23 protein-coding genes are annotated in these 23,577 nt (G+C 60.0%); 11 read left to right on the plus strand and 12 right to left on the minus strand.

The features are described 5' to 3' along the window. Positions 1 to 52 precede the first annotated feature (52 nt). The 4 genes from WA367_RS14535 to WA367_RS14550 all read left to right on the plus strand — a co-directional run bounded on the left by WA367_RS14535 (position 53) and on the right by WA367_RS14550 (position 3,937). Positions 53 to 1,264 carry an amidase gene (locus tag WA367_RS14535; protein WP_336057498.1) on the plus strand — a complete coding sequence of 404 codons (1,212 nt, stop codon included), beginning with the start codon at positions 53 to 55 and terminating at the stop codon, positions 1,262 to 1,264. Continuing rightward, entirely contained in the window at positions 1,252 to 2,157 is a 906-nt protein-coding gene (locus WA367_RS14540) for a LysR family transcriptional regulator (RefSeq protein ID WP_336057499.1), read from the plus strand. Before WA367_RS14535 ends, WA367_RS14540 begins: the two co-directional genes overlap by 13 nt. Positions 2,158 to 2,223: 66 nt before the next feature. After that, positions 2,224 to 2,886, plus strand: coding sequence for a DUF1007 family protein (locus WA367_RS14545; RefSeq protein ID WP_336057500.1), 663 nt, complete (start codon positions 2,224 to 2,226; stop codon positions 2,884 to 2,886). Between the two features lies 1 nt (position 2,887). Further along, on the plus strand, positions 2,888 to 3,937 hold the full coding sequence (locus WA367_RS14550) for a nickel/cobalt transporter (RefSeq protein WP_336057501.1): 1,050 nt from the start codon (positions 2,888 to 2,890) through the stop codon (positions 3,935 to 3,937). Position 3,938: 1 nt separating this feature from the next. Here WA367_RS14550 and WA367_RS14555 read toward each other — a convergent pair whose 3' ends face one another. Next, complete coding sequence (locus WA367_RS14555) at positions 3,939 to 4,142, minus strand: hypothetical protein (RefSeq protein ID WP_336057502.1); 204 nt, start codon at positions 4,140 to 4,142, stop codon at positions 3,939 to 3,941. A 47-nt stretch (positions 4,143 to 4,189) separates the two neighbouring features. Beyond that, positions 4,190 to 4,873: a GNAT family N-acetyltransferase gene (locus WA367_RS14560; RefSeq protein WP_336057503.1), complete on the minus strand. Its 684-nt coding sequence runs from the start codon at positions 4,871 to 4,873 to the stop codon at positions 4,190 to 4,192. 82 nt (positions 4,874 to 4,955) lie between these two features. Here WA367_RS14560 and WA367_RS14565 point away from each other — a divergent pair, with 82 nt between their 5' ends. Further along, positions 4,956 to 6,128 (plus strand): pyridoxal phosphate-dependent aminotransferase, encoded by a 1,173-nt coding sequence (locus tag WA367_RS14565; protein ID WP_336057504.1) that lies wholly within the window; start codon positions 4,956 to 4,958, stop codon positions 6,126 to 6,128. A gap of 69 nt (positions 6,129 to 6,197) precedes the next feature. Further along, positions 6,198 to 6,599 carry a DUF1801 domain-containing protein gene (locus WA367_RS14570; RefSeq protein ID WP_336057505.1) on the plus strand — a complete coding sequence of 134 codons (402 nt, stop codon included), beginning with the start codon at positions 6,198 to 6,200 and terminating at the stop codon, positions 6,597 to 6,599. Positions 6,600 to 6,604: 5 nt separating this feature from the next. Here the strand turns inward: WA367_RS14570 and WA367_RS14575 are convergent, their stop codons facing one another. The 6 genes from WA367_RS14575 to trhO all read right to left on the minus strand — a co-directional run bounded on the left by WA367_RS14575 (position 6,605) and on the right by trhO (position 14,020). Next, entirely contained in the window at positions 6,605 to 8,386 is a 1,782-nt protein-coding gene (locus tag WA367_RS14575) for an SLC13 family permease (RefSeq protein ID WP_336057506.1), read from the minus strand. Between the two features lie 275 nt (positions 8,387 to 8,661). Then, entirely contained in the window at positions 8,662 to 10,281 is a 1,620-nt protein-coding gene (locus WA367_RS14580; protein WP_336057507.1) for a TRAP transporter large permease, read from the minus strand. A gap of 3 nt (positions 10,282 to 10,284) precedes the next feature. Then, positions 10,285 to 10,980: a TRAP transporter small permease gene (locus WA367_RS14585; protein ID WP_336057508.1), complete on the minus strand. Its 696-nt coding sequence runs from the start codon at positions 10,978 to 10,980 to the stop codon at positions 10,285 to 10,287. Between the two features lie 112 nt (positions 10,981 to 11,092). Beyond that, entirely contained in the window at positions 11,093 to 12,088 is a 996-nt protein-coding gene (locus WA367_RS14590) for a DctP family TRAP transporter solute-binding subunit (RefSeq protein WP_336057509.1), read from the minus strand. 211 nt (positions 12,089 to 12,299) lie between these two features. Beyond that, positions 12,300 to 12,995, minus strand: a complete 696-nt coding sequence (locus WA367_RS14595) for a tellurite resistance TerB family protein (protein ID WP_336057510.1) — start codon at positions 12,993 to 12,995, stop codon at positions 12,300 to 12,302. Between the two features lie 77 nt (positions 12,996 to 13,072). Then, positions 13,073 to 14,020: an oxygen-dependent tRNA uridine(34) hydroxylase TrhO gene (gene trhO / locus WA367_RS14600; protein ID WP_336057511.1), complete on the minus strand. Its 948-nt coding sequence runs from the start codon at positions 14,018 to 14,020 to the stop codon at positions 13,073 to 13,075. Between the two features lie 133 nt (positions 14,021 to 14,153). Here trhO and WA367_RS14605 point away from each other — a divergent pair, with 133 nt between their 5' ends. Then, the gene (locus WA367_RS14605) at positions 14,154 to 15,053 is read left to right on the plus strand and encodes an N-acetylmuramidase domain-containing protein (RefSeq protein ID WP_336057512.1); all 900 of its coding nucleotides are present in this window, start codon (positions 14,154 to 14,156) and stop codon (positions 15,051 to 15,053) included. A gap of 73 nt (positions 15,054 to 15,126) precedes the next feature. Further along, complete coding sequence (locus WA367_RS14610; protein ID WP_336057513.1) at positions 15,127 to 15,771, plus strand: 2-dehydro-3-deoxy-phosphogluconate aldolase; 645 nt, start codon at positions 15,127 to 15,129, stop codon at positions 15,769 to 15,771. 76 nt (positions 15,772 to 15,847) lie between these two features. On the opposite strand, the gene WA367_RS14615 is transcribed toward WA367_RS14610, so the two are convergent. Together WA367_RS14615 and WA367_RS14620 are read right to left on the minus strand one after the other, a co-directional pair. Beyond that, on the minus strand, positions 15,848 to 17,767 hold the full coding sequence (locus tag WA367_RS14615; protein WP_336057514.1) for a DUF882 domain-containing protein: 1,920 nt from the start codon (positions 17,765 to 17,767) through the stop codon (positions 15,848 to 15,850). A gap of 257 nt (positions 17,768 to 18,024) precedes the next feature. Next, entirely contained in the window at positions 18,025 to 19,527 is a 1,503-nt protein-coding gene (locus WA367_RS14620; protein ID WP_336057515.1) for a sigma-54-dependent transcriptional regulator, read from the minus strand. Positions 19,528 to 19,646: 119 nt separating this feature from the next. Here WA367_RS14620 and WA367_RS14625 point away from each other — a divergent pair, with 119 nt between their 5' ends. The 3 genes from WA367_RS14625 to WA367_RS14635 are packed head-to-tail and all read left to right on the plus strand — an operon-like array spanning position 19,647 to position 22,981. Next, positions 19,647 to 21,527, plus strand: coding sequence for a M3 family oligoendopeptidase (locus WA367_RS14625; protein WP_336057516.1), 1,881 nt, complete (start codon positions 19,647 to 19,649; stop codon positions 21,525 to 21,527). Beyond that, positions 21,520 to 22,677: an aminodeoxychorismate synthase component I gene (locus WA367_RS14630; RefSeq protein ID WP_336057654.1), complete on the plus strand. Its 1,158-nt coding sequence runs from the start codon at positions 21,520 to 21,522 to the stop codon at positions 22,675 to 22,677. Before WA367_RS14625 ends, WA367_RS14630 begins: the two co-directional genes overlap by 8 nt. 19 nt (positions 22,678 to 22,696) lie before the next feature. After that, positions 22,697 to 22,981, plus strand: a complete 285-nt coding sequence (locus WA367_RS14635; RefSeq protein WP_336057517.1) for a YciI family protein — start codon at positions 22,697 to 22,699, stop codon at positions 22,979 to 22,981. Between the two features lies 1 nt (position 22,982). Here the strand turns inward: WA367_RS14635 and brnA are convergent, their stop codons facing one another. Continuing rightward, on the minus strand, positions 22,983 to 23,198 hold the full coding sequence (gene brnA / locus WA367_RS14640; protein WP_336057518.1) for a type II toxin-antitoxin system BrnA family antitoxin: 216 nt from the start codon (positions 23,196 to 23,198) through the stop codon (positions 22,983 to 22,985). Continuing rightward, complete coding sequence (locus WA367_RS14645) at positions 23,185 to 23,448, minus strand: BrnT family toxin (RefSeq protein WP_336057519.1); 264 nt, start codon at positions 23,446 to 23,448, stop codon at positions 23,185 to 23,187. Before WA367_RS14645 ends, brnA begins: the two co-directional genes overlap by 14 nt. Positions 23,449 to 23,577: the final 129 nt, after the last annotated feature.

Genomic DNA, 23,577 nt, shown 5'->3' on the forward strand with positions numbered 1-23,577 from the left:
TCATTTGAAGCAAAACTCTCCCTTTGAGATAAGGGTGCGGAAGGGAGATTGCATGACCGGTACACGTGACGCGCTGAACGCATTTCTTGACTACCCGACCGATGTTGACATCCGCAGCAGCGACAGCGGCCCCCTGGCCGGGCTGACACTCGGCGTGAAGGACATTTTCGACGTTGAAGGCCTTCCCACTGGCGGCGGCAATCCGGAACGCGAGCGCGAATATCCCTCCGCTGAAGCGACCGCGACACCGATCGCTAGGCTTCTAGAGGCCGGTGCGCAGTTTCTCGGCAAGACGCAGACCGAGGAACTGACCTATTCCATGATCGGCCTCAACGCCCACTTCCCTGCCCCGGTCAATCCAAGGGCGCCGGAACGGGTAACCGGCGGCTCCTCCTCCGGTTCGGCGGCGGTAGTGGCCGGCGGACTGTGCGACATCGCCGCCGGCTCCGACACCAATGGCTCCATTCGCGCTCCCGCCAGTTTCTGCGGCTTGATCGGCCTGCGCACCACCCATGGCCGCATACCGCTCGACCACACCATGGCGCTCTCGCCCAGCTTCGACACTTTCGGCTGGTTTGCAAAGGACGCGGACATCTACGAGCGTGTCGGCGCTGTGCTTCTTGGAGAGGATGACCACCGGGAAACACTACTGCGTCCCATGCGTGTGGCGGAATTCGAGGCCTTGCTGTTCGGTGAGGCTGAGCGGGCGGAATATGCGCGCATGTTGTCACTCGTTACCGACTGCTTTGACAGGAAACCGGGCTTCCTCGCCCTGCCGGGTGATACCGCCGAGCTCTTCGAGCGTTTCAAGGAAATGCAGGCCTATGAGGCATGGCAGGTGCATGGATCCTTCCTGAAAGCCAAGGACCGAAATCTGGGTCCGGGCGTGAAGGAACGCTTCGACTATGCACGCGCGATCACGCCGGAGCAGGATGCCCGCGCCCGTGAACGCATGGCTGCTTTCCGGGGCGATTTCGGCGCCCTGATGAACCCGGACATGGTTGTTGTGATGCCCTCGCAACCATCGGCAGCGCCCTTGAAGGACTCGACCCATGAGGAACTGGAGCGATACCGTGCAGAGGCGCTGACGCTGACCTCCATCGCCGGACTTCTGGGCTGGCCGCAGATCACGATACCGCTGGGCGAAGTGCATGGCGCACCCTTCGGCATATCGCTGCTTGGGCCGAAAGGCTCCGACCGCCAGCTCATCGCGATGGCGAAAGATATTCTGCAGGGAAGGAAAATCGGCTCGTGGACACGCTGACGCGCATGCGCGCATTTGTTGATGTGGTTGAGGCGGAAGGCTATTCCGCCGCGGCTCGAAAGATAGGCCGCTCCAAGGCGCTTCTGTCGAAATATGTGCGAGAGCTCGAGGACGAGCTGGGCGTCCTTCTGCTCAACCGCACCACACGCCAGTTTTCTCTGACGCAGACCGGCCACGAATATTATCGCAAGGTGATCGAGATCCTGCGCGAGATTGACAGCCTTTCCGAAAGCATCAGGGATGCGACCGGCGATATTCGCGGGCGCATCAAACTGTCCGCGCCGCGCTCTTTCGCCGATGCAGCACCGGGCCGGTCCCTCATCGACTTCGCCATTGAGCACCCCGATATTGAACTCGACATTCACCTCGACGACCGCTTTGTCGACATGGTGGAGGACGGCTTTGACCTGGCCATCCGCATTACCCGTCTGGACGATTCATCTCTGATCGCCCGCAAGCTGGCACCCTTCTCGGTACCGCTTGTGGCATCGCCCGAACTGATCGAACGGGTCGGCATGCCTGAAAGGCCGGAAGACCTGCAGAATCTGCCCTGCATCATCGACACCAACAGCCGCTATCGCAACAATTGGCGCTTCCTGGATGGCGAAGGTGGCACGACCACCGTTGCGGTGAATGGACGGCTTGAGGTCAACAGCCCGCTTGCCGTCTGCGCTGCAGCCAAGGCAGGGCTGGGTTTTGCGCTGTTGCCCGAATTTGTGGCGACAGCGGAAGTGGAAGCGGGACACTTGATGAGGCTCTTCGATGACCGCCTGACCGACGGTGCGGGCATCTATGCGGTTTATCCGCACCGGCGCTATCTGCCTGCCAAGGTTCGCACCCTTGTTGACTACCTGGCCCACTGGCTCAAGAACAATTGCGGCGGTGACAGGTAATGTCCAATTTTCGCCCGGTTCATGTTATCTGGTAACAACCATTCACAGCTGAACGGATCGACGCGCATGCACGCCTTGAACCGCCCCAAGACGATTGCCGCTGCTGCGATCATTGCACTTGGCGGCTCCTCCTCCTCAATCGCTCACCCCCACGTATTCGCAGAAGCCCGGCTTGATGTCGTTGTTGAAGGCGGAAAGGTGCAGGGACTGCGCCATCTGTGGCGCTTTGACGATCTCTTCTCTTCCACCGTTCTCGTGGAATTCGACGCCAATCAGGATCTCACCTTGGACCGGGAAGAGCTCGAGGAGGTTGCCAGTGTGGTGAATGCGTCGATTGCCGAGTTCAACCACTTCCAGATCGTGACGTCCAACGGCAAGGATGTCGACATGATCAAGCCCGATACGATGATCGCGGATTTCAAGGACAGTCAGCTGATCATCATGTTCGAATCGCGTCCCGCATCGGCCATTCCGCTGGACAATACGGTAACCTTCGGCGTTTACGACCCGACCTTCTATACCGCCATCGACTTCACCGAGGACGAGTATCTTTCGGTCGAGAACATGCCTGACAATTGCACCAAGCAGGTGATCCGCCCCGACGCCGAAGAAGCGATTGCAGAGAACCAGCAGTCCCTGACCGACGCCTTCTTCGACGAGCCCGGTGGAAATGACCTGAGCAAGATTTTCGCGACCAAGCTGCAGATTGAATGCGGAGCCAATGGCTGACATGAAGAAGAGCAGTATCGCTGCGGGCGCGCTGAGCGCGCTCGCACTTGTTCTCCTTGTTTCCCCCGGCCTTGCTCAAAGCTCACTTGGCATTGGCACCGCTGAGCCTTCGATCAGCCCGTCCGGTCCTTTTGCCGGTCTTCTGCAATGGGTGAACACCCAGCAGCAGGATTTCTACCGTTCCCTGACCGGCGCGCTCAAAGCCATGCGCGAAGATGGCTCGAAGCTCTGGTTCCTGATCGGTCTTTCCTTTGCCTATGGCGTATTTCATGCAGCAGGCCCTGGCCACGGCAAGGCAGTCATCTCCTCCTATATGGTCGCAAATGAAGTGGCCCTGCGACGCGGCGTGATCCTGTCCTTTGCGTCTGCGATGCTCCAGGCCATCGTTGCAATCGCTGTCATGGGCCTCGTTTTTCTGTTTCTGCGCGGAACATCGGTCTCGATGACCGATGCAACGGGATGGCTGGAGACGGCAAGTTTCGGACTGATCGCGGCCTTTGGAGCGTGGCTCCTGTATCGGAAGGTTTCCGCCTTGCTGCCAGTACGCAGGGCCCACAGCCTGTCAGCCGCGGAAGTGCACGCCCATGATCATCACCATCATGGCAGCTCCTGCAGCCACACTCATGACGACCATCACCACCACCATGAGCATGACCATGTTCATGACGATGGCGTTTGCCCCTCCTGTGGACATTCGCACGCCCCTTCACCCGCTACGCTTTCCGGCGACAAGCTGGATTGGAAGACCGCCGGCTCGGCCATTGCGGCGGTAGGCTTGCGCCCGTGCTCGGGCGCTCTGATCGTGCTGACCTTTTCCTTCCTCAACGCCTTGTGGCTTGGAGGAATAGTTTCGGTCTTCGCAATGGCTCTGGGCACGGCCATCACCGTATCCGTGCTGGCCACGCTCGCGGTTACCGCGAAAAACGTCGCACTTCGCATCGCCGGTGATGGAAGCGTTGGCGGCTTCGTCCAGCACACAATCGAGATCGGCGGAGCAGCTTTGGTGCTGATACTCGGCCTAGTGCTTCTGGCCGCATCACTGACCGCTTGAATTAGCGGTCCTTGCGTCGCTGATAGCGGCCACGCAGCCAGAAGATCATAAAGAAACCGAGGACGAAAGCCAGCGCGATCGCTCCGGCCGCCAGCGTGGAGAACTCGCCCACCGCCAGAACCAGACGCGGCATGAAATAGGCGATGATGCCGAAACCGATAATGATGAAGGCGGCGGCGATGATGGCGTCGCGATTGTCCTTCATGGCCTTCTCCGCTGAGTGACTGTACGGTGAAACCCGTACCTCGAGAATCAGATGGCGCGACCTTCGCGCATTTCAACCAGCCTTTTCAACTGCTGTCCCTGATCATCAATGTTCCCTGGTGCAAGCCAGGCCTCGAACGCCTTGCGCAAGGTAGGCCACTCACCGTCGATGATCGAGAACCACGCCGTATCGCGATTGGCGCCCTTGGCAACCATATGCTGACGGAAAATGCCTTCGAAAGTGAAGCCGAAACGCCTTGCCGCCGCCTTGGAGGGCTCGTTGGCGTTGTTGCACTTCCACTCGAAGCGGCGATAGCCAAGATCATCGAATAAATGGCGCGCAAACAGGTAGACCGCTTCGGTGGCTCCTGCCCTGCGCGCAAGCTCTGGCCCCCAATAGATGCTGCCGATTTCGGCTGCCCCATTCGCCGCATCCATGCGCATCAGGGCCTGTCGGCCAAGCGCTTTCCCCGTCTTAGCATCGCAGACAGCAAAGAACAGCGGATCGCTGGTCGCCGAAGCCTTGTCCAGCCAGCGCTGGAACTCTTCCCTATTCGCAGGCGGGTGCTCGAACAGCCAGCGAAACCGCTCATCGGCGTCAATAATATTGGCTGCCTCGTAAAGATCATCTCCGTGACGGACAGGATCAAGCGGCTCCAATGTGACGAAGCGGCCTGGGAGCGCTCTGCGCTGTGGAACGGGTCGTGTTTTCCATTGATCCAGGTCACTCATCGCAATGTCCTGCAATTGACGAAATCAGTCGCAACCCTCACAAAAGCGCCGCGACGACAACAGCACCAGGGGGGAAATCGACATGCTCCAGACCGTAGAAGCCTTCGACCGTATCGGGGAGGAAAACGCGTTTGCGGTTCTGGCACGTGCAACGGAACTGGCGCAGCAAGGCCGGGACATCATCAATCTGGGCATCGGCCAGCCGGATTTTCAAACGCCTGATCACATTGTCGAGGCGGCCATCAAGGCATTGCGCGACGGCCATCACGGCTACACGCCGGCTACCGGCATCCTGCCCGCGCGCGAAGCTGTCGTCCGCCGCACGCTGACCACGACCGGCGTGGAGGTTTCGCCCGACAATGTCATGATCCTGCCCGGCGGCAAGCCGACAATGTTTGCCGCAATCACCATGTTCGGCGAGCCGGGTGCAGAAATTCTCTATCCTGATCCGGGTTTCCCCATCTACCGGTCCATGATCGAATTTACTGGCGCAAAGCCCGTACCCGTACCAATCCGCGAAGAAAACGGTTTCGCCTTCTCGGCAGAAGAGACGCTCTCCCTCATCACGCCCAAGACACGCCTGCTCATCCTGAATTCGCCCGCCAACCCGACCGGCGGCGTGACCCCGCGTGAGGAGATCGAGAAGCTGGTGAAGGGGCTTGAGGCGCATCCGCAGGTCGCGATCATGTCGGACGAGATCTATGACGTGATGACCTATGACGGCGAAAAATCCACTTCGCTGCTGACATTCCCTGAAATCCGTGACCGCCTGATCGTGCTCAATGGCTGGTCGAAGACCTGGGCCATGACTGGCTGGCGTCTCGGCTGGTCGATCTGGCCGGACCGGCTTTATGAAAATGTGCGCAAGCTTGCAGTGAACTGCTGGTCCTGTGTCAACGCACCGGCACAATATGCCGGCATTGCAGCAATCGACGGCCCCCAGGACGATGTGGAGAAAATGATGCAGGCCTTCGACAGGCGCCGCAAGGTGGTGGTTGAAGGACTGAACAGCCTGCCCAACATCACCTGCCGCACGCCGAAGGGCGCGTTCTATGCCTTCCCCAATGTCAGCCAGACCGGTTGGAAGGCCAAGAAGCTGGCATCCGCACTTCTGGAAGAGGCTGGTGTTGCCTTGATCGGCGGCCCGGATTTCGGCGTGTGCGGTGAAGGCTATATCCGCCTCTCCTACGCCAATTCCGAAGAAAATATCCGCCGCGCCATCGAGCGCATGGGAGATTTCCTCGCCAAGGGTTGAGCTTCTTGTTTGCCGCGGTCAGGTGTGGCTCGCTTCGTAGCAAATGTCAGCACATCTTGAGAGGGCAAAATGAGCGCGGGCGACGTGGAAGCGGAGATCACGCGCAAGTTTGAAGCACTTGGCGGCTGGCGCGGCGAAATGCTGAAGCATTTGCGCCAGCTGATCTTGGCCGACCCGCGCATCAGCGAGGCCATCAAGTGGCGCAAACCTTCAAATCCGTCCGGCGTGGCCGTATGGGAGCATGCAGGCATCATCTGCACAGGCGAGGCCTACAAGGACAAGGTCAAGCTGACCTTTGCCCATGGCGCCTCCCTGCCGGACCCGCATGGTCTGTTCAATGCGAGCCTGACCGCAGGCACCCGCCGCGCCATCGACCTGAAGCAAGGTGCCACGGTTGATGCGGACGCATTTCAGCAGCTGATTGCCGCGGCGGCCGATTTCAACGAACGGCGCAAACCCGCTACAGGTTGACGCCTTCACTCCATCGGAAAGAACCAGGCGATGGCCAGGACACTTGCGATGCCGACGACCACATTCATCGGGATGCCGATCTTCAGGAAATCGGTGAAACGGTAGTCGCCCGCGCCATAGACAAGCGTGTTCGTCTGGTAGCCGATGGGAGTGGCAAAGCTGGCGCTGGCACCGAACATAACTGCGACCACGAAGGGACGTGGGTCCAGGCCCATTTGTTGCGCAAGGCCGATCACGATGGGGGTCAGCAGGACCGCGATGGCATTGTTGGTGACGAGCTCCGTCAGAAGGGAAGCGAGGAAATAGACGGCCAGCAGCGCGACCAGCGGCGACATTTCTTTTAACACCGGGGCGACGGTATCTACGATCAGTTTCACACTGCCGGCATTTTCAAGGCCCTTGCCGACGATCAGCATGGCGAAGATGAGAACCAGGATCGAACCTTCGATCGAATCCCATGCCTCATCCGCATCGATGCAGCGCAGAAGCAGAATGGCTGCGACCGCGATCATCGCGAGTATACCGATATCGGCAAGCCCCCATGCGGCGAGGATGACGACACCGGCAAGGCCCAGAATGGCAATCGGTGCCTTGCGGCGGCGGAATGCCCGGCCTGCCGGACGTGACACCGACACAAGGTCGGCTTCTTCCGCCAGCGCATCAAACCCGCTTGGAGGGCCTTCCAGAAGAAGCTTGTCAGCGGGGCGCAGCCGGACATTCTCAAGGTCAGGTCCCGGAATATGCCGGTGACGATGCGCGCCCAGCACGCGTACGCCGAAACGGCGACCAAGAATAAGATCTGCAATCCGCTGCCCGCTGCTGGCTTTGCGCGGCGCCACGATGGCTTCAACGACGACCGAGTCCGCCCCCTGGTCGGCACCGCGCCGCAAGCCGACGCGCAGATCCGCTTCATCGTTGAGGGTAAGAAGCTCGGAAGTGGTCGCCATCACGATAAGTGTATCGCCCTTCTTGAGCGTGCGCTCGGCGAGCTCGCCGCGATGGGTGGTACCCCCGCTGCGCAGTCCGATGAGGCGCAGACCGGGCCGTTTCAACTCGGCGATCTCCCCGATTGGGGCACTGGTAAAGTCCCCTTCGTTGCGAACGGTGACTTCAGAGAGGAACTGGATCTCCTCTTCGCCTGTGCCACGACCGGCCACACCGCGATCTGGCAGGAGTGGCCGCCCGAGAAGCGCCAGCATCCCAAGCCCCACCACCGCTACCACGATGCCCACCGGAGTGATCTCGAACACGGAGAAGGCTTCGAGACCGGCCTGGCGAGCAACACCATCAACCAAGAGGTTGGTCGAGGTACCGACCAATGTGCAGGTGCCACCAAGTATCGAGGCGTAGGAGAGCGGGATCAGAAAGCGGGTCGGTGCGATCTCGAGCGCGGCTGCGAGCTTGATGACGATGGGAATGAGAATGAGCACGACGGGCGTGTTGTTCATGAAGGCAGACGCAAGCACCGTCACCACGACAAACACGATTACGGCCATTGCAGGCCGGCTTTCTGCCCGACTGATCACGGCATCAGCCAAAGCCTCCAGCACGCCCGTTCGAATGAGTGCGCCCGACAGGATGAACATCGCCGCGATTGTCAGCGGCGCGGGATTGGAGAACACACCCATCGCCTCGCTGGGCTGCACAAACCCCAAAAGGACAAAACCGGCCGCACCGCCAGCAGCAGTCACTTCCGGCGGATAGAGTTCCGAGATGAAGAACGCAAAAACCAGCCCCAGCAGCGCCAGCGCGACATAGGCTTCGTAACCCGACAAAATTTCCAGCATGGGACCTGCGATCCTGAGGTGCCGAGCGGACGCCCGGAGGCGGTGAAACCACTTTTCATGAAGAAGGTTCCGCCGCACTCATCGCGATCGCTCCAATGAGATCAAGGCGAAATTCAGGCGGGATGTGAGCGCCTGAAAAAAGGGCGGCGCTTGAAGAAAGCTGCCGCCCATTCGAACCGTGCTTGGGAGGAGGAAAGCCGATCCGACTGTTCCCCAATTATGATTCGCAATTGTTAAGAACAAGTTAGCGAACCATTAAAATCTCCCCGAAAATTCTACCGTGTCACGATTTCCGGTCCCATCAGGCTGTATGGCAACCAGGTCGAGAGCATCGGCACATAAGTTACCAGGATCAGGAAGGCGAAGAGCACGGCCACAAAAGGAAGTGCCGCCTTCACCACCTGCAACAGGCTCATGCCCGTGATGCCGGATGTGACGAACAGGTTGAGCCCGATCGGCGGTGTGATCATACCGATCTCCATATTCACCACCATGATGATGCCCAGATGAACCGGGTCGACGCCAAGCTCCATCGCGATGGGGAATACCACCGGTGCCACGATCAGCAGCAGGCCAGACGGCTCCATGAACTGTCCGCCCAGAAGCAGCAGCAGATTGACCGCGATCAGGAAGGTGAACCAGGTGAAGCCTGCACCGATCATCGCGTCGGTGATGGTCTGCGGAATGCGCTCCGAGGTGAGCACATGGGCGAAAAGCAACGCATTGACGATGATGAACATCAGCATGATCGTCGTGCGCGACGCTTCCACCATCACCTTGCGCGTGTCTTCCGCAAAGAATGCAGGGAAGAAATTTCGCGCGGTTAGGCCCAGATTGCGACCCCAGACGGGCAAGCTGTCGCGCAGCGCGCCCAGGATCGACACGTCGCCATGGGGACGCCCGCGCCAGATGATGTAGGCGAACATCACGCCGAGCGAGAGCACGAGCCCCACGAGTGTGCGCCCCTGCAGCGTCACGCCATCCATATCCGCTGTGGCGAAGAAGGACAGGATCATGAAAACAAAGAAAAAGGCGACGGCATAGACCGTCCCGGAAAAGCCGATGCGTGCGCTGGGGCTTGCATCCTCGGCGATCCAGGGCTGCCCTTTCATCGGTCCCATGTCGCGATAGACGAAGAGAGCGACCGCAAAGGCATAGACTGCGGCAACGGCAGCAGCTTCGGTCGGTGTGAAGACGCCGCCATAGATGCCACCCAGAATGATGATGATGAGGAACAGGCCCCACCCGGCTTCCTTGCCGCCAGCCACGATCTCGCCGAAGCCTTTCCACTCTTCAGCAGGCAGGTTCTTCACCCGAGCCATCACATAGATGGCGATCATGAGCATGAGCCCGGCAACGATGCCCGGCACCACGCCTGCCAGGAACATGCGGCCAACGGACACGTCCGTTGCAGCCGCATAGACGACCATGACGATGGATGGCGGAATGAGAATGCCGAGCGTGCCCGCATTCGCGATGATGCCGGCAGAAAAGTCGCGCGTATAGCCGACCTGCCGCATGCCCGCGATGGCGATGGTGCCGATGGCGACCACGGTTGCAGGCGAGGAACCGGAAAGAGCTGCAAACATCATGCAGGCAAGCACGGAAGCCATGGCCAGCCCGCCCTTGAAATGCCCCACCGAGGCAATCGCAAAGCGGATGATGCGCCGCGCCACGCCGCCCGTTGACATGAAGGCGGAAGCCAACACGAAGAACGGGATTGCCAGCAATGTGTAGTTCTGTGATGCCTTGAACAGTTGCAGGGCGACCGACGAGACGGAGTCGCTTGAGAAGAAGATGATGATGATCAGCGATGACAGGCCGAGGGACACGGCCACCGGCACGCCGAGAAAGAGAAAGGTGAGTACGAGCAGGAAGAGAATGGCCGAGATCATGGTCTATTCCTTCAGCGCGTCACGATTTTCAGCCACGAGATCTTCCGCTTCGTGGCCCGCGATCAGAAGCTCGCGCTCGCCGCGCCAGATTTGCATGAAACCCTGGGCGGACCGGAAGGCCAGAAGTGCAAGGCCAATCGGCAGCATCAGATAGGCGACCCAACGCTGCACGCGCTCCTGAAGGCCGAATGTGTCCTGCATCCAGACCGGGTAGCGCAGGTCATCCAGACCGGTGCCGCGGTCGAACATGAAGGTCCAATAGCCAATCGCCCCGGACTGGCGCCAGTTGGAGGAGATGTCGACACCCACCCATGCGAGCCAGCCTGCGTAAAGAAGCAGAAAGGCATAGGCGAAGGTGGCGAAGGCCCCGAAAAGTGCCGCCAACCTGAAAAGACGCGAGGGAAGAAGCTTTACGAAGGCATCGACACCCAGATGCACACCATTCTTCACGCCATAGCTCATGCCGAACAGGATCATCCAGGCAAAGACGATGCGGGTGAACTCGAGCGCGCCGCCCCAACCGCTGTTGAAGCCGTAGCGGGCAATCACCTGCACGAAGGAAACAAGCGTGATGATGGCAAGCAGGCTGGCGATGAAATTTTCTTCCATCCGCGCCACGGCGGCCGGATAACGCCGTTCTGCCAGAAACAGAAGCAATACCAGCACAACAAGTGCCAGCGAAGGCCAGAGCAAGGCCATGAACCCCTCTCCAATGGGTCAATTTCCGCGCCGGATATACTGATTTTCTTGACGGGCGGAAGAGGCTGGCGCACCCGCGAAGAAGCGGGTGCGCCCGATTTTCAGATCAGGATCAGGAATTACTGCCTTCCGCAGCCTTGATCAGATCCGCACCGATATCGTCCTCAAACTGCTCCCAGACCGGCTTCATGGTCTCAAGCCACTGTGAACGCTGCTCTTCGGTAAGCTCACGGATTTCACCACCTGCATCCAGAATGTTCTGGCGGCAGGTTTCTTCCTTCTGAGCGACATCGTCATTGGCCTGCTTCGTCACATCCTCGACGATGGAAACGAACTGGTTGCGAACCTCTTCATCAAGGCCTTCCAGCCATTCGGTGGACGTCACCAGCAGATAGGAAAGGAGCTGGTGATTGGTATTCGTGATGCCATCCTGCACCTCGAAGAACTTTTGGGTGTAGATGTTGCACCAGGAGTTTTCCTGACCGTCCACGACACCCGTCTGCAATGCGCTATAAACTTCGGAGAAGGCCAGCTTCTGGGCCGATGCGCCCATGGCCTCGATCATGGCCACGGCCACATCGGACGTCTGCACGCGGAACTTTAGACCCGACGCATCCGAAGGCACCTCAAGCGGCTTGTTGGCTGAGAACTGCTTCAGGCCGGACATCCAGTAGCCCATGCCGGTGTAACCCTCATCTTCCATGATGGTGAGCATGCCCTTGCCATCTTCGGAATTGATGAAGCTGTTTACCGCATCAAGGCTGGAGAACAGGAACGGAAGATCGAAAAGGCGGTACTTCTTCGTGTAGGCCTCGAACTTCGACAGCGAAGGCGCTGCAAGCTGCACGTCACCGAGAAGAAGCGCTTCCATCACCTTGTCATCGTCATAAAGCGTGGTGTTTGGATAGACCTCCATGCAGGCGGTACCGTTCATCTCATCATTGATGCGCTCGGCGAGCATGGTTGCCGCATCGCCTTTCGGATGGCCGCTTGCCGCAACGACGTGAGAGAACTTGATGACCATCTCGCCATCATCGCACTGCGCATAGGCGCTGGATGCGAAAAGGCTGAGCGCCAGGGCAGACACCGAACCGATAAGATATTTCATGTTGGACTCCTCCACATATGTTTTTGCCGCGTCATCCACGGAAGGCACAAGCATTCTCATGCAGCGCACAGGGCTGACCTGTGTAGCGGGCGGCTTGGATTGCTCGCAAGTACGACCAAAGTCTAACCCGCGCCACATCGGTCCATATGCAGAGTAATCGGTGGGAAGGCCCGCGCAAGATGAAATCTCGAGCGCGGGTGAGGAACCGTGTCTAGGCAGAAGCCTCGGCAACCGTTGCCTCGATATGATCCACGAGTGGATCAGGAAGGCGAAGGCGACCGGCAAGCATGTCCAGATAGCCGCGCTCTGCCCGGCTGTTCGGCTCGATGGCCAGGCGCGATGCAGTGTAGAGCTCGATCTTCTGCGCATCGGTCTTGGCAGAGTCGATGATCGCATCAAGATCAACCGGCTTTTCCAGTTCCGCAACGAGCCAGGCCTCGGCCTCGGCATCCATGCCGGCCTGATTGAGGCGGCCCGCAATCCGCTCGCGCTCGGCCGCATCGATATGACCATCGGCACGTGCGGCAGCAATCATGGCGCGCACCAGATCCAGCGCGAATTCGTCCTCGCCCTGCGGTGCCTGTGCTGGATGAAAGGTGGTGTCGGAGGGTGGCGGCAGAAGATCGCCATCCTCACGGGCAGCTTCCGGAGCCTTGCCGCTCTGGTAATTCTGGTAGGCCTTGTAGGCGAGACCGGCAACAGCCGCCAGGCCACCAAGCTTGATCGCACTGCCCGTAAGCTTGCGCCCGGTCCCGGTGCCCAGAAGAACAGCGGCAATCGCACCAGTTGCAATCGGATTGTCCTTGGCAAGTTGGCCAAGCTGGCCGGCCTTGTCGCCGACAGTTCCCTCGCCGCCCGGCATCTGCGTACCCAACAGACCGTCCAGAAGCTTCTTGGGGTCGATCATCGTGTTCTCCTCGTTGTTACACCGCCCATTTCGTGCCGCGGGATGGGTAAGCGACACAACGATAAATTGCAACCCGCCTAGGCGTCTGCATCCAGAGGATCGCCGATGGGAATCGGCCTGCCTTCCTTCAGCGCCTGCTCGACCTGCCGCTGGCGCTGTCGATAACGCTCACGATCGGCATCCGTGCGATCGTGATAACAATGCGGGCAAGACACGCCCTCCTCGAAGAGGTTCGATACACGATCTTCGGCAAGAAGCGGATGACGGCAGGCGCGGCAAAGCTCGGCCTCCCCCTCCTCAAGACCATGCCCCACCGACACGCGCTCGTCAAAAACGAAGCATTCGCCCTCAAAGCGGCTTTCCTCGCGCGGAACTTCTTCCAGATATTTCAGGATGCCACCCTTGAGGTGGAAAACATCTTCAATGCCCTGCTGGCGCAGATAGGCGGTCGCCTTCTCGCAGCGGATTCCGCCGGTGCAAAACATCGCCACCTTGCGCCCCCGCAATTCGTCCAGTCGCTCCTGCGTCCATTCGGGGAAGGACCGGAAGGTGTCTGTCTCCGGATCGATCGCGCCCTTGAAGGTGCCAATGGCCGTCTCGTAGCGATTGCGCGTGTCGATGATGACGGTATCCGGATCGGAGATGAGCGCATTCCAGTCTCTCGGCTCGACATAGGTGCCGGCATGGACGCGCGGGTCGATACCTTCGACCCCCATAGTCACGATTTCCTTCTTCAACCGCACCTTCATACGGCGGAAGGGCATTTCGCTGGCGTGGCTGTACTTGTAATCCGGCTGACCAAGTCCCGGGATCATTGCCAGATGAGCAACAAGCGCCTCGATCGCTTCGGCGCTTCCCGCCACCGTGCCATTAATGCCTTCATGTGCCAGAAGAAGCGTGCCTCGAATGCCCTCGCGCTGGCACAGCTCAAGAAGCGGCTCGCGCAGCGCCTCATGGTTTTCCAGGTGAGCGAAACGATAGAGCGCCAGAACCGTATAGCGCGGGGATTGTGATGCAGCAGTCATGTCAAGGCTCGTATGCAGCAAACGTGGCAAAGACAAGGGTTGAGGGCGATAAAGCACCTGCAATACGCCGTGTTTTATCCCCGCCTGCCCGACTTCAGCAAGAATAAGCGCTGACAACACAGGAGCCAGCGCAATGTTCGACCAGAAAACGAGACGAGCGATTTCAGATATCGCGGGATCGGCAGAACTCGAACCAGCACTTCTTGCTGCACTGATTGAGGTCGAGAGTGCCGGTCGCATTTTTGCCGAGGTAGATGGCCGGCGCGAACCCCTGATCCGCTTTGAGGGGCACTATTTCTACAGGCGGCTCACACACGACAAGAGGGTTGAAGCCCTCAAGGCCGGACTGGCCAGTCCCAATGCAGGCGGCGTGCGCAATCCGCGAAGCCAAGCGGCAAGATGGGCGCTGCTAGAGCGCGCCGCCAAACTCGACACGGAGGCAGCTTATGAATCCTCCTCCTGGGGCGTGGGGCAAGTCATGGGTGCAAATTGGCGTGCGCTTGGCTTTGAGAACGTGTTTGATTTCGTCTCGGAAGCCCGAAGCGGCCTACGCGGCCAACTTCGCCTGGTTCTTGCATTCCTTGAGACCCACGATCTGCTTGAGCCCTTGAGGAATCGAGATTGGCAGCGCTTTGCCCGCGGCTATAACGGCCCGGCCTATGCACGCAATGGCTACCACCTGAAACTTGCCCTCGCCTACAGGCGGCAGCGACGCATACAGGAAGCGAATGAGGGCAGCGTTGGGCTGTCCCGCGCAGAGGTCTTGCGCCTGCAACGAAGGCTGAACGAAGCCGGAGCGCATCTGCAACCTGATGGTCTCTTCGGCCCGGCAGCACGACGTGCCCTCATTGCCTTTCAGTCTGACGCAGGTTTGTCGGCAAGCGGCCGTCTGGATGAGGCGACGCGCGCAGCTTTGACGCGCAGGCCCGAAGCGCTGCCAGCCAGCATATTTCCGCTGGCAAGACTGATCCATAATATGGGGCGGGTTCTCAGGCGCGTGACGCGGCATCAGCGTGCTTTGCGCGCACAATAGGCCCACCGGCAATTGTAATCATACAGGGTTTCAGCTTATAGCCTTTCACGAAATTCGCGCGCAGGAGGCGGTATTGAACAAGAAAACCGAAACGCTGCTGGAGATCCTGACGGGTCAGCCGGTGATCCCCGTTCTCAAGGTTGAGCGTGTGGCCGATGCCGTACCGCTGGCATGCGCATTGGCAAAAGGCGGTCTGCCTGCGATCGAGATCACCCTTCGCACGGAAGCCGCGCTCGACGCGATCCGCCTTGTGGCCGATGAAGTGCCCGAGGCCATTGTCGGCGCAGGCACGATCCTCAACGGCAAGGACTTCACCCGTGCCGTATCCGCCGGTTCGAAATTCATCGTTTCGCCGGGCACAACCCAGGAACTATTGGACGCAGCCAGCCAGTCCAGCGTGCCGCTGCTTCCCGGCGCGGTAACTGCCAGTGAAGTCATGGCCATGCGCGATGAAGGCTATCGGGTCCTGAAATTCTTTCCCGCCGAGCAGGCCGGTGGCGCAAGCTATCTGAAGTCGCTGTCTTCCCCGATCGCGGATATGCGCTTCTGCCCCACCGGTGGCATCTCGCCGAAAAACGCGAACGACTATCTGTCGCTGCCCAATGTCGTGTGCATCGGCGGCAGCTGGGTTGCCCCCGACGATCTCATCGCGAAGGGTGACTGGGATGCGATCGAAGCCTTGGCTAAAGAAGCAGCCAAGCTTGGCGCTGGCTCCTGACGGAACTGCATTCGTCAATGACAAACGCCCGGTCGATGACCGGGCGTTTTTTTTTGTTTCTGCCTGTTGGAGCAGATCAGTTTGTGGCGAACTTCGCCACCGACAGGAAGGTGATCGCCTTGCCGGTCAACCGGTTGGGGTTCTCGCTGTCCAGCGCCTTCTGGAAGCCGGTCGTGTAGACCGCGCTCGGAGCCTGTGCGATCTGCGGCGTGAAGGATGGTGCCTGAGTACGCTCAACCTTGCGGGCCACCGGCTCCGGGCTCAACACGTGGCGCGCGCTGACCGTCTGTACCGGCTTTGCAATGGCTCGCGGTTGCGGCGGCACATCGCTCGGGCGCGGCTTGGCTGCCTTGGCTGTTGTGCGGGCGCTTGAAGCAAGCGCACGCTGTGCTGCAGCACTGCCGCCGCTGTTCAGCATGGCAAGGCGCGGTGAAGCGATGACGCTGTTTTCAGGTTTGGACGTGCCCGAGGTCTTGGCCGCAGCCAGTGCCGCGGGCTTGACCGCCTCCTGCGCGACGGCAACTCCCGTGTCCGCAGCAGCAGCAAGCGTGACTTCTGCCTTCTCCTGAGCTTTCTGAGCCACAAGCTGTTGCGCAGCATTCACCCCTGACGCTGCGGGCGATGGCGCCGGGACCGCGGCAGCAACAAGCTGCGCATCGCCGTTATCCGACGTCTGTGCAAGAAGCTCGTTGATGGCATCCGGCCCGGCTGGGCGACGGGAAGGTGTCGCGAATGCCGTTGTCGGCAATGCACCCTGCTCTGCCTCAGCCGAAGCAAGCTGCACACCGCTGTCCGGTGCCTGGTAGTCGGGGCGGCGTGTGGGAACAGGAATGTTTGCAGCCGTCAGGATCGTTTCCGCGTCAACAGACGCGCCTTCCTCGATTGGCTTTGTCTGGAACGGGATATTGTCGGGTACGTCAGGCTGTACGGCAGCAACCGGGGTCGCGGCTTCCGGTGCAGCCTCGGGCGCAGGCGGCGCGGCCTGCTCCAGAGCAAGCTGGGTACCGGCGGAGAGATTGGCACGCGGAGCAGCCTGCGGAACAGGAAGCGAGCGCGCAGGAAGTGCGGCCAGAATGGTGGCAGGTGTCGGATCGGGTTGAGGCGCAGCCTGTTGTGGTGCTGCCGGCTGAGGTGCAGCCTGCTGCGGAACCGCACGCTGCGGCGTGGCACGTGCTACAGCCCGTGGCGCGTTGGTTTCAGCATTATCCTCTTCCTCGTCGGCACCACCGCCGAACAGAGCAGCCAGGAGTCCCTTGCCGCGATTGCCGCCGTCACGCGCGATCTGGATCGAGCCGCCAGAGCGCTTGCGACGTTCAAGATCCGCCAATGCCTGCTTGTAACCGGGCAAGGGCTTGCCGTCGCTTGGAACGTGGACGGTCTTGCCATCGGGGAAGACGGAAGCCAGTTCCTTGCGGCTCATGCGCGGCCAGTGGCGCACATTGCCGACATCAAGATGCACGAATGGCGAGCCCGAGCGGGGATAATAGCCTACACCGCCGACAGAATATTTGAGGCCGAGATTGCGGACGGTGGAGAGTTTCACGCCCGGAATGTAGAAGTCGATCGCCTTGCCGAGCATATGCTGGCTCTTCTTGGCAACGCCGGACGAGCGCTTGCGCAGCATGGCGTTGGTCTTGGGCGAACGATAGGCCGAGACAACATGGATATAATCTCGCGCACCGGAAGCGCGATAAACTTCCCAGAGAAGGTCGAGAAGCTGCGGGTCCATGTTGGTCGGCTCGTTCTGCCGCCAGTCACGCAGGAAACGGTTGATCTCCTTCAGACCGCTGGAGAGATAGCGGCCATTGCGCTTGTAGGTGATCTCCGCGCGTTCCTTCGTGTGAATGAAATAGAGCTTGAGCGTCCGCGTTTCCGCCTGCGCCGCTGGGGCGAAAGCAACCATTGAGGCTATGGCCAGCATGAAGCCAGCGAGGAGCCGGGTGAAACGGGAAGCCTGAACGCGCCCCTCACGATGTCGTACGTCGATGCTAATCAAGACATGGCCTGTCGGCTTGAGTTGTCCCCTGGGAGACTGGTGTCCCTGGTCCACCGAAGTCTCGACGATAATGGTTAATCGACCCTTATTGGGTAACAAATGCAGTATGAGGATGGCAACAACATGTCGGGCGCAGTTGGCGCTAATGTCAGGGTAAATGAATACTAAATGCGCCGAAGTTGTGGCAAAACTCCGCGACGGCAGCCCAAGGTTTTATTTCGGCTCGATGATGCACTGGGACTGTAGCAGGTGCCCCGTCAGCCGCGTCCGCCCTCAATGCCCAGTTCCTTGAGCTTGCGGTAGAGCGTGGAGCGACCGATGCCCAGCCGTCGGGCAACTTCGCTCATCTGCCCTCCATAATGCGCGATGGCGAAGCGGATCATCTCTGCCTCCAGCTCCTCCAGCTTTCGCACATGCCCATCATTGCCGATAGCTCTCATGAGGCCGGGATGAAGGGGCTGCGTGGCCTCACCGCCTTCATGGCCATCAATGTGCACCACACTTCCGGCACCTGTCTGCAGCGCACGCGAGGCCCGTTCCTCCTCCCCGTCTTCGGCAAGGGCGTCTATGCCCTCGACCTGGGCGAGGATCTGGGGGAAGTCTTCGGCGGTAAGCACATGCCCCTCGCACAGCACCATGGCGCGGAAGACGGCATTTTCGAGCTGGCGGATATTGCCCGGCCAGTCATAGGCGCAAAGCAGCGACAGCGCGCGTTGCGAGATACCCTTGACCCCCGGACCGGTCACCGCATCGCTGAAGCGGGAAATGAAGTGCTGAACCAGCACAGGAATGTCTTCCTTCCGATCACGCAGTGGCGGCACCATGATCGGGAAAACATTCAACCGGTAATACAGATCCTCGCGGAAGGCTCCCTCGCGCACCTGCGCAAGCAGATCGCGGTTGGTTGCCGAGATCAGCCGAATATCCACCCTCTGTGGACCGTTGGCACCGACGGGGTCCACCTCACCCTCCTGCACGGCGCGTAGAAGCTTGACCTGCACTTCAGGTGGAAGTTCGCCAATCTCGTCCAGAAAGAGCGTGCCTTCGTGAGCCTCGACAAATTTGCCGCGGTGCTTGTCGCGGGCGCCCGTGAAGGCCCCCTTCTCATGCCCGAACAGGATGCTTTCAACGAGATTGTCGGGAATGGCTCCGCAATTGACGGTCACGAAAGGCTTCGAACGCCTGTTGCTTTCGCCGCGTATCGCGCGCGCGATCAGCTCCTTGCCAACGCCTGACTCACCTTCGATCAGGACCGGGATATTAGAGGTTGCAGCCTTCCGGCACAGCCGCAGCACGCGCTCCATCGCAGGGCTCTCGGTGATGATGTCCTTCACGGTGAAACCGGCAGCACCCTTCGGTTGCGCACCCTTCTTGGAAGCACCAAGCTGCTCGACCTTCAGCGCATTGCGCAGGGCGCGTCCCAGACGCTCCGGCGAGACCGGCTTGACTACGAAATCGAAGGCACCAGCGCGCATGGCCGAAACGACCGTCTCGATGCCGCCCTTGGCCGTCTGCACAATAACCGGCGCCTGAATGCCGCGCGCACGCAGCTTCTCCATTACCTCCAGCCCATCCATGCCGGGCATCATGAGATCGAGAATGACCGCCTTGAGCGATTGGGGGTGAACCTGCCCCGCCACGTCGAGCGCATGCTTTCCGTCGGAGGCGACGAGTACCGAAAAGCCCATGCGCTGCACGGCCGCCTCGAGCAGGCGACGCTGTGCAGGATCGTCATCGACTATCAGCACCTTGTCCGACATTAAAGCAACAGCCCTCCCCGAAATGGTGCGCGAATTCAAACGCAGGGTGGAAACCTATGCCACAGCCCTCTAAACAGGCTTTCAACAAACCCGGTGAATGAAACCTTATCCAGCCGGTTATGAGCTTCAGGGAGCTATCTATGGCACAACTCTCCGCCTATCCAGCGGCAAACGCCGTCGATGCCGGTTCGCAGAGCGCAAAGAATTCCGAAGCGCTTGGCAATCTTCCCTTGTGGAACCTGAACGATCTTTACCCCGGTATGGATAGTGCCGAGCTGAAACGTGACCTTGAACGCGCAGCCGCCGACTCCAAGACGTTCGAGCAGCGCTGGAAAGGCCGCCTTGCGGAAGAAGCGGCCAAGGGCGCGGATGGCAAGCTGGGGGAAGTGCTCAAGGAATATGAAGCGCTTGATGAGATTTATGGCCGCATCGGTTCCTATGCGGGTTTGCTCTACGCTGACGATACCTCCAATCCGACCCGCGCAAAGTTTTATGGTGACGTGCAGCAGAAGCTGACGGATGCCAGCACCAATCTGCTCTTTCTCCCGCTCGAGATGAACAAGATCGAGGATGCTCTTCTGGAGAAGGCACTGGAAGCCGACCCGGCATTTGCTCGCTATCGCCCATGGGTGATGGATTTGCGCAAGGAACGCCCTCACCAGCTCGATGACCAGCTTGAGCAGCTTCTGCATGAAAGCCACGTCACCGGCCGCTCGGCGTGGAACCGCCTCTTCGATGAAACGATGACGAGCCTCCGCTTCAATGTCGATGGCGAGGAACTGACGCTCGAGCCGACGCTGAACCTTCTGCAGCACGCCGATGGCGCAAAGCGCAAGGCAGCGGCAGAGGCGTTGGCGGCGACGCTGAAAGACAATATGCGCATCTTCACCCTGGTGACCAACACGTTGGCCAAGGACAAGGAGATCAGCGATCGCTGGCGCAAATTCGAGGATGTCGCCGACTCCCGCCATCTTGCCAACCGTGTCGAGCGGGAGGTTGTCGATGCGCTGGCCACTTCCGTGCGCGAGGCATATCCACGCATTTCCCATCGCTACTACGCCATGAAGGCGAAGTGGCTTGGCATGGATGCGCTCAACCACTGGGATCGCAATGCGCCCCTTCCCGAGACACCGCAGGCCGTGATTGGCTGGGATGAGGCGCGCGAAACCGTGCTTTCCGCCTACAGCTCCTTTGCGCCGGAAATGGCCGAGATCGCCAATCGCTTCTTCGAGAAGAACTGGATCGACGCTCCGGTCCGTCCGGGCAAGTCGCCCGGCGCTTTTGCGCACCCGACCGTGCCTTCCGCACATCCCTACGTGATGCTCAACTATCTCGGCAAACCGCGTGACGTGATGACGCTTGCGCATGAACTGGGACACGGTGTGCACCAGGTTCTGGCCGCTGAACAGGGTGCGCTGATGGCGTCCACGCCATTGACGCTGGCCGAGACCGCCTCGGTCTTTGGCGAAATGCTCACATTCCGTTCCCTTCTCGACCGCACCCGGGACAAGCGCGAACGCAAGGCCATGCTCGCCCAGAAGGTCGAGGACATGATCAACACGGTCGTGCGCCAGATCGCCTTTTACGAATTCGAGCGCAAGGTGCATGTGGAACGTCGCGATGGCGAAATCACGGCGGAACGCCTGGGCGAAATCTGGGTGGAAATCCAGAAGGAGAGCCTGGGGCCATCAGTGAAGCTGCGCGAAGGCTACGAGACCTTCTGGGCCTATATCCCCCACTTCATCCACTCCCCCTTCTATGTCTACGCCTACGCCTTCGGCGACTGCCTCGTGAACTCGCTTTTCGCGGTTTACCAGCAGGCCGAGAGCGGCTTTCAGCAGAAATATTTCGAGATGCTGAAGGCCGGCGGCACCAAGCATCACAGCGAGCTCCTCGCACCATTCGGTCTCGATGCTTCCGATCCTGCATTCTGGTCGAAGGGTCTGTCGGTCATCGAAGGCCTGATCGACGAGCTTGAAGCGCTGGACCGCGATGCCTGAGGCTGCGCGGCCACAAAGCCCGCATTCATCAGACGGACAGGCCTACGTCCTGTTCGAAAACGATCTTGAAGGCGAGGTTCTCGCCTTCACGGATCCGCTTGAACATCTGGTAGCGCATGATGCGGACGATGTTCTGCCCATGCTGCAACGCGCGCAGGCTTTGCGCGAGCGCGGCGCATGGATCGCAGGCTATCTCTCCTATGAGGCGGGCTACGCGCTCGATCCCGCACTTCAGCCCTTCATGCCAGACAATCGTCTTCTACCGCTCCTGCATCTGGCAGCATTCGAAAAACCATCCTCGCCGCTGCCCGCAGCTTCAGGGCAAGCCACGCTCGGCGCAGCCGAGCCACGCTGGTTGCTGGACGAATACCGTGAACGGTTCGCGATCCTGCACGACCATATCGCGCGAGGCGACTGTTACCAGGCGAACCTGACTTTCCCGTTTCAGCAGGATTGGTCCGGCAGCCCGCTGTCGCTCTTCGCAACCATGCGCGCTCGCCAGCCCGTGCGCTACGCCGCACTGGTGGAACTGGGCGGTCCCACCATCCTCTCGCGCTCGCCCGAACTCTTCTTCAAGTCCGACGCGGACGGCTGGATCGAGACCCACCCGATGAAGGGAACGATGCCGCGCGGGAAGAACGCGGCGGAAGACAGAGCCAATGTAGACTTCCTGAAGTCCGACGTGAAGAGCCAGGCCGAGAACCGGATGATCGTGGACCTTTTGCGCAACGACATATCGCGCATCACCGAACCCGAAACGCTCGACGTTCCCGACCTCTTTCGCATCGAAACCTATCCGACCGTGCACCAGATGGTCAGCACGGTTCGCGCAAGACTGCTGCCGCAGACCGGCCTTGCCGAAATCATGCAGGCACTTTTCCCCTGCGGCTCCGTGACCGGAGCGCCGAAGATCAGCGCAATGAAGATATTGCGCAAGCTGGAAACTGGCCCGCGGGGCGCCTATTGCGGCGCCATCGGCTGGGCCGCGCCGGACGGCACCGCGCAGTTCAATGTCGCGATCCGCACGCTGTCGCTCTTTGACGATGGGGAGGCTGTGTTGAACGCGGGTGGGGGCATCGTTTTCGATTCCAAGGCAGAGAGCGAATATGACGAAGCGCTTCTGAAAGCCCGCTTCGCATCACTGGGGTGAAACAAGAGAAGGGTAATGCATGTTCATCATCTCGCTGACTTACGAGGTACCGCTGGAAGAGGTGGAACCGCATATGCAGGCCCATATGGAATGGGTGAACCGCTATTACGACCAACGCGTCTTCCTGGCATCCGGCCGGAAGGTACCCCGGACAGGCGGCGTCATTCTCGCGCGCGGCGACCGCGCATCGATCGAGGCATGCATCGCCGAAGACCCCTTCTCCGCCTATGGCGTCGCAAAATACGAGGTGACGGAGTTCCAGCCAACGCGCGCCGCAGAGGGTCTGGAAGCGCTGGTGGAGTAACCTATTCCAGCCGCTCGGCCACCCACATCTTTATCAAAGCCTGTCGGGTGATGCCCAAGCGCTTCGCCTGCCGATCCAGTCCCGCAACAACCCAAGCGGGGAAATCGACATTCACGCGTCGGGTCTCGATATTTGGGCGACGCGCCTTCGACCAGTCCATCATGTCGCTGATGTCTTCGCCCTCGTCAAAACGACGGTCCAGTTCACTCGCCTTCATAAAACTCTATCTCCTCACTGCGTGCACGCCGAACGGATATGATCCGGATTAGTTCGTCGCGGGTGGTGCACATGGCCGCCCAATGCTGCACGCCAATCATCCCGACCACCAGGAAGCGCGGCTCATCGGTGCCACGGGCGGGCACCACGACCACGCGATCGTCCTCCCACAGGGCCTGAGCTTCGTCAAAGTCGATCCCATGCTTCGACTTGTTCGCTGCACTCTTTTGCGGCTCACACTCAAACTGCATCAGACAGTCCTGTTTAGGTGCCATTTTTATACCATATCGGTATAATTGATGTAAGCTGAAACCTCGTTCGGATGCTCCGGCAGGAGAAACCGCTTTATAGTCCGGAGGAACCGTGTAAGGCGTCACCCT

It is taken from the genome of Nitratireductor sp. CH_MIT9313-5 (assembly GCF_037029545.1).
Taxonomy (GTDB): Bacteria; Pseudomonadota; Alphaproteobacteria; order Rhizobiales; family Rhizobiaceae; genus Chelativorans.